We start from the raw sequence: 3,683 nt of genomic DNA on the forward strand, positions 1-3,683 counted from the left end.
CGTCGGAGTCGAGCGGGCAGCGCAGCTGACCGCCGATGTGGCTTCCGCCAATTGGCACGCGACAGCCTTGTTGGTGGCAAAACTCGCCGGCGATGCCCTGTTCGTCGACATGGGCTCCACCACCACCGATATTATCGCCATCAAGAACGGCGCCGTGGCCAATGACGGCTACACCGATGCCGGACGGCTTCTAACCGGCGAATTGGTCTATACCGGCTTTACCAGGACATTCCTGTTCGGCGTAGCCTCGTCGGCTCCCGTCCATGGCAGGCTAACGCCGCTGATGAACGAATATTTCGCCTCGATCGCCGACGCTCACCGCATCCTGGGCGTGCTCGACGAGGACGACGACAGGCACCCTCCCGCCGACGGCAAGGAAAAGACTGTGGACGGCTCGATCGCGCGGCTGGCGCGCATGGTGGGGCGCGACGCCACCGACCTCACCCCGCCGGAATGGGGTGAAGTCGCGCGCTGGTTCAGCGAGCAGCAACTGCGCAAAGTGCACGATGCAGCGGCGCTGGTTGCCGGAACCCTGTCTCGGGATGTCCCGATCGTCGGCGCCGGAAGCGGTCGCTGGCAGATCAGGCGGCTGGCCGAACGCATGGAACGCAGTTACGTCGATTTCGCCGACATCATCCCCGCCGATGACACTGTTCGCGGGCAAGCGAGCAGCGCGGCACCTGCGTCCGCAGTGGCGCTTTTGGCGGGATATCCTTCGTAAGCAGGTTGCGGCGCTCGCGCCTATGCTCGCGAGTCCTCGCTATCCGAACCTTTGGCGGTCAAGTGATCGCTGACACGCTGCATCAGCCAGCCCCAGGCTTCCTTTTCACCGTCGCCTGCCGTCTTTTCGATGGCGATCGAAAGGTAGGCGATTTCCGCCTCGATCTTGTTGCGCGGCAGCATGCTGAGCCGGCTGACCAGGATGGCCAGCTCAAGCACCGCCGCCTTGGCTCGGTTGAGGCCGGTGAACGGCGCGAGCGTTTCCTCCCGCACCACGCGGCAGAAATGGCGGGGGCGCACACCATTGTCATCGACCGCCCGGACTTCGAGGCCCGAATACGCCAGCGCCGCCTCGAGCCTCGGCACCGGGAACCCGTCAACCGGAACGGTTGGCCAATGCTTGCGGCCTGTCAGGCAGCCGGCAAAGACACGCGCGTCGTCAGTATAATTGGCGATGGCGAACGGCACTTCGGCGAGATTGTCGAGCGTGACCGACGGCCGGAACGGCGCGATAACCCAACCGTCATTCTCGGCAATGATGCCAATCGGCGCGATGTGGACGTTGCCTGCCTTATTGACCGTCGTGATGATCGATTCGCGAATGTAGGGCATGGTCCTAGCGCTCTTTCCTTGCGCGGAGCGTCTTGCCCGGCTCGGCAAGACGGGTACGGTCGGTTTCGGGTGCCGGCGCGGCAACGCCCCATGCGAGCGGCTCGTCCTGCACATAACGCTTGCCGAGCCGCCACGCGATCTCCGCCTTCATCAGTTCCGCGCCGAGGTAAAAAGCGTGTGCGCCGTCGGCGTTGACGTCCAGCCAGGCAAAAAGTTCGAACGCATCCGTGGCAACCGCATGCCCTTTGCTATTGAAAACATGGATGCCGTCCTCCGCTACCGCGATCCGGAAGTTGGCATCGCGCACCTGGGCCGCCAATGCCTCGATATCGTCGGTTGAGGCTGTGAAAGGCTTGCGATCGTGGACCTGCAACAGGCCTGGGTGATAGCCGCGCGGCAACGCGCCGTCCGTGCAAGCAGCCAACATGACGCGGCGGGCGATATCGTGCTCCTCGATCGTCCGCACCGTGTGTGGGCTGACATGCACCGTCAGCACGTTCCGGATCCGGAGTTCCGAGCAGAGCCCCGCTAGCACGGCTGTAACGCCGGAACTGTCGGCGTCGGTCAATTCGGTGAGATTGCCGGTGCCCATCAGCAATTCGATGTCCGGCCAACGGCGCCGCGCCTCGATGAAGCGCCCGAGTGAAACGGCGAAGCCGAAATGGATCGGGTCGAGCACGGGATCGGCAATGAAGGCGACGCCGGCCTTTTGTGCCGCGGTAATCGCCCGGCCGAGCGAATCCAGATCGCCGGGGATGGAGGGTATCAACACTGCCGTAGCCCGATGGTCGAAGATCAACGGCAGCGTGTTCTCATCGAGGCTGAGAAGATAGTCCGCGCCGGCGTGCGCACCGATCGACAGTTCGTCTGCGCTGGCCGAATCGACGCTGACCACAAACCCCTGTGCCTTGAGTGCCCGCACTGCCTCAGCCAGCAACGGAAACGGCGTCTCCGGCAGGCAGCCCAGATCGATGACATCCGCGCCGGCCGCAGCCAGCATCGAGGCCCTCGCCATCAGGGCCTCGACCGACAGCATCGGCGCATCGACGATCTCGGCGAAGATGCGCATATCGTGACGCGTCAGATCCGGCGGTTTGCCCGCCCGGCCAAGGAAGGCCGGAAGGTCGGCGATCTCGTCGGGGCCGCGCACAAAGGGCACGCCGAAATGCTCCGACAGGTGTTCGATGTTTCCCCGATAGCGTCCGGGCAGGATGACGCGGTCGACGTCTCCTGTCAGAGTGAGCCGACGCTTCACGATGTCCTCGCTCATCAGCGCGGCGACCTTGACGCCGACGTCGACGATTTCCCACACGAATTCGGTTCTGCCCAGCCCGGTCAGCAGCCGTTCCAGCCGCGCCTTGGCCAGATGGCCGGTAAGAAAAACCAGCCGCTCAGCCATCGCTTGCGAGTTCGGCCTGGCGCCGTGTGAGCGAGGCTTCGAGATCAGCGAGCGACTCGACCACCAGGGTCCGCTCGAAACTCTTCAACTGTTTGGTATTTTCCAGGTCGATCCTGCGCGGATAGACCTTGACCAGTCCGTGCGGTGCCTGGGTTTCGAGTTCCGGCGCAGTGTCGCAAGCAAAGACGATGGCTGGCACACGGCACTTTCCCGCTTGGGCAAAGACATTGGTGGCGAGCGTGTCGGAAATGCCATGCACGCATTTGGCGACCGTGTTGGACGTGGCCGGCGCCACCACGACCGTGTGATAGACACCGTGGTAGAATTCGCCGACCGGGATCGCGCTTGCGGTCTTGTCGTGCAGCACGCGCGTCGTCTCCGGGAAATCAAGTTTAAGCTTGTACATGCGCAGCACTTCGTTGGCGGCCTTAGACACGAAGACATCGCAATGTTCGAGCTGGCGAACAAGTGCGAAGCTCTCCGTAAAAAAATGCCCGGAACCCGTCAAAACCCACGCCCAGCGCGGCACATGCAGCTTCACCATCGGCTATCCCGCCTTCTTTGCCGACGACCCTGTTGAAGCCACTATCCGGATGCCGGGCAGCTTGCCCGACGCGAGCATCGCGCTGGCCCCGGCAGCATCCTTCGGACCGGCGAGATGGAAATCGATGCCGTCGGGCAGCATGGCGGCAAAGCCTGGGTCGACAATGCCTCGGGCCCTCAGGCTGTCAGCGGTATCGCTGTCGAAGAATGCACCGGTCTGCTTGACAAGCAACAGCGCGTTTGCGCCAAGCTTGCCGGCAAGCCAGGCGGCCAGAGAATCGGAGGTAATGTCCCAGGAGGCCGGAACATCCAGCGCCGGCAGTGCCAGTGACGACGGCAGCCACACCGGAACCTTCCCCGCCTCCAACACTCGCCCGATCTCGTCCAGCGACCGTGCCGGCGCTGGATG

The 3,683-nt window shown here is 63.6% G+C and carries 4 protein-coding genes and 1 pseudogene; 1 reads left to right on the forward strand and 4 read right to left on the reverse strand.

The genetic code is table 11. The features are described from left to right. Window positions 1-721, forward strand: a 721-nt coding sequence (locus tag EN969_RS21370; protein ID WP_127419369.1) for a hydantoinase/oxoprolinase family protein, incomplete at its 5' end; no start/stop codon positions are given. 20 nt (window positions 722-741) lie between these two features. On the opposite strand, the gene EN969_RS21375 is transcribed toward EN969_RS21370, so the two are convergent. The 4 genes and pseudogenes from EN969_RS21375 to EN969_RS21390 all read right to left on the reverse strand — a co-directional run. Beyond that, window positions 742-1,332: a DUF447 domain-containing protein gene (locus tag EN969_RS21375; protein ID WP_127419370.1), complete on the reverse strand. Its 591-nt coding sequence runs from the start codon at window positions 1,330-1,332 to the stop codon at window positions 742-744. A gap of 4 nt (window positions 1,333-1,336) precedes the next feature. Further along, complete coding sequence (locus EN969_RS21380) at window positions 1,337-2,731, reverse strand: DUF6513 domain-containing protein (protein ID WP_063167852.1); 1,395 nt, start codon at window positions 2,729-2,731, stop codon at window positions 1,337-1,339. Next, a complete protein-coding gene (locus EN969_RS21385; RefSeq protein ID WP_013532041.1) occupies window positions 2,724-3,275 on the reverse strand; it encodes a flavoprotein in 552 nt (183 codons plus the stop codon). The genes EN969_RS21380 and EN969_RS21385 overlap by 8 nt, the downstream gene beginning before the upstream one ends. Before the next feature lie 3 nt (window positions 3,276-3,278). Further along, window positions 3,279-3,683, reverse strand: a pseudogene (locus EN969_RS21390) (dihydroneopterin aldolase); the annotation flags it as partial.

It is taken from the genome of Mesorhizobium sp. M7A.F.Ca.CA.003.01.2.1 (assembly GCF_003998945.1).
Classification (GTDB): domain Bacteria; phylum Pseudomonadota; class Alphaproteobacteria; order Rhizobiales; family Rhizobiaceae; genus Mesorhizobium; species Mesorhizobium ciceri.